Genomic DNA, 2,539 nt, shown 5'->3' with positions numbered 1-2,539 from the left:
GTTATATAGGTGTAGGACATGCTACAGAAGCAACAAGCAGACCTAATGCTCTTACCGGATATCTTATGGGTTTACAGAACAATAGCCGATTTGGTATCAATTTTTCAACAGGAGACTTTAGAGCACAGGTAGAATATGGTTGGCAGGAAAATGATAATGCGCCAGGTTGGCGTCTTTATTATGGTGCCTATAAGACTTCTAGTGGAGAATTCTTGTTTGGTAAGCAAAATTCACCTACAACAGATGAAGGTTTTTCGTCAAATTGGCTAAATGCAGATACCGGATCTATAGGTTTTGGTGGTGTGGTTCTAGCTTGGAGACGCATACAAGTGGCCTATAAATTTGGAGGTTTTACTATCGCATTGCTTGAGGATAATATGGGATCAGGTGTGAATACTGGGACACAAAATGGAGCATATCGCGCTAATACACAAATGCCAAGGATTGCTACAAGTTATGTAGCAAAAGATACAGATGGCAATCTCTTTTTTAAGGTGGGTGTGAGTTATGTGAGGGTTAGTGGATATGGTCCATATTATTCTAGTTATAGCGGACCAGATTTGCATGCATATCACGGATGGTTTGGTATCAGACCAAAATTTGGTAATGCCTATATTTCCTTTATGGCAAATGCAGGGAAAAATGGTGATGTATATGGTGAACAAAGCACTACTATTAATACTGGTGCTTATACACATGGGAATATAAATGGTGTAAATGCTGGTAATAATAACGTCGGCTATAATGCTACGCGTGTGGGAGCACATTTAGAGTTTGGGTATGATTTTAGCAAGCAATTTGGTATGGCTATCGGTGGAGGTTACCAACTCACAACAGGTGGTAGCAACCAATATAAAACAAATGGTGAGAGAAGAGATGGTGGCATCAATTCTTTTGCAGCATTTATCAATCTACCATATAAAGTTAGTCAGAATCTAGCACTAGCACCGCTTGTGGCGTATTATTCTGTTACAGGTGATGCAGATTCAGGAGTAAGTTTTGGAAAAGGGAATAAACAAAGTAGTGTCATCGGTGCTGTACGTATCAAATGGGATTTTTAATCTAAAACTCTATAGAATACTAGGCTTATAACGCCTAGTATCTTTGACTCTCAATCTTTCTAGAATCTAGCATATATTTTCATACATAAAAATACATCACATATAATTAACACGATGAATACATGGGTTATAGAGTAATTGTCATTAACGATTACAGTAAGTGCTAAGGAAGTTATATGCAAGGATTAGAGAATCTAAGAATGGTGGCTTGAGGCGGAATCGAACCACCGACACGAAGATTTTCAGTCTTCTGCTCTACCGACTGAGCTATCAAGCCACAAGAAAAGATAAAGAAAAGGTTTAGGTAACAAAAGGTGGAATTATATAATAGAGAGTTTGAAAAAATACTTAAAAGCATGAGATTCTTGGAAACCCTAAATTGTCTTAATTAATTAAATTGCGCATTTTTGTGTATAATCAAAGCTTAATTTTTACAAAACTAAGGATGACAAATGACAAAAAAAGTTGTTGGTATCGTGGTGATAGTGCTTGCACTTGGGGCATTTATAGGGTCTGCAGTACATATAAATGGCATTCATAAGAAGTATTATGAGGAGTTGTCTCAAAAGAGCGTGAGTGATATGAAAGCAAGTGTAGCTTCTGTGCTCAAGCCTATTTTTGAGGCACAGGGAATGAGTGCTTCATATATGTTACGCAGTATTGAAGAGCTTGATTTGAGTATTGAAACTTCACCATATGAGAGTGGGTTTTTGCATTCAAATGGTAAGTGGGTGGTTAGTTTTCCACAATCAAATATTGCATTTGATATTGATCTTGTATTTTCTAATATCCCTTTCACATCTTCAAAATTCTATGTTTCTTCGACACATTCTGACATCAAAGAAAGATTTGCAGATGGTCAAATTGGTGTTATTGAATTGGATAGCGGAAGTCTGGCATTGCGACTGAATGATATGATGATACACGAAAGAAACAATTTAGAGATTAAAGGACTTTCACTCGTTTTACATATAACTACAGACTATGGAGTAAAAGGTGTAGTATTTAGCTTACCTGAGGCTTCTTATAGTGATACATATTCTCACTGGAGGATCAAAGATGTTGTCGCAGAAGATAAATATGATACACCAATTACTTATGAGGAGCTAATAAGCATTATAAGCAAAGGAACATTGTTTTCTCAAAAAAATACTATACATCTCAAGGCTCTTGAATTTGGTGATGATGATGTTGAGGTAAGATTTGAAAAATTTGGGCTTACTAACAAAACAAAAGCTTCTAATGATTTATATGAGACAAGTGCTGATTTTACGCTTAAGAGTTTTGTCATTGACAATAAATCCGAGTATGAAAAGTTTAAGTTAGATATCACGGATTTTTCTAGTAAGCTAGAGATTCAAAATATGCATAAAGATACGATAGGGTTTTTGGCTTCTATAGTTGGTCCATTCTATTTACCTAATTTCCATGAACTTCAGCAAAGAAGACAAACAATTTTTGGAAGTAATCCAAAATTT

General features: G+C 35.9%; 2 protein-coding genes and 1 tRNA gene. 2 read left to right on the top strand and 1 reads right to left on the bottom strand.

Annotated features, from left to right (window positions below):
* Positions 1-1,061: hypothetical protein (locus C6H22_RS00790; protein ID WP_104693449.1), on the top strand; the 1,061-nt coding region annotated here is incomplete at its 5' end.
* Positions 1,062-1,262: 201 nt separating this feature from the next.
* On the opposite strand, the gene C6H22_RS00785 is transcribed toward C6H22_RS00790, so the two are convergent.
* Positions 1,263-1,338: transfer RNA gene (locus tag C6H22_RS00785), tRNA-Phe, on the bottom strand.
* A gap of 175 nt (positions 1,339-1,513) precedes the next feature.
* On the opposite strand from C6H22_RS00785, the gene C6H22_RS00780 reads away from it, so the two are divergent.
* Positions 1,514-2,539 (top strand): hypothetical protein (locus C6H22_RS00780; RefSeq protein ID WP_158654577.1); only part of this gene is annotated, 1,026 nt, incomplete at its 3' end.

This window comes from Helicobacter equorum, assembly GCF_900198655.1.
GTDB classification, from domain to species: domain Bacteria; phylum Campylobacterota; class Campylobacteria; order Campylobacterales; family Helicobacteraceae; genus Helicobacter_F; species Helicobacter_F equorum.
The sequence above is the reverse complement of the archived record's forward strand: the minus strand, read 5'-3'. Positions and strand labels throughout refer to the sequence as shown.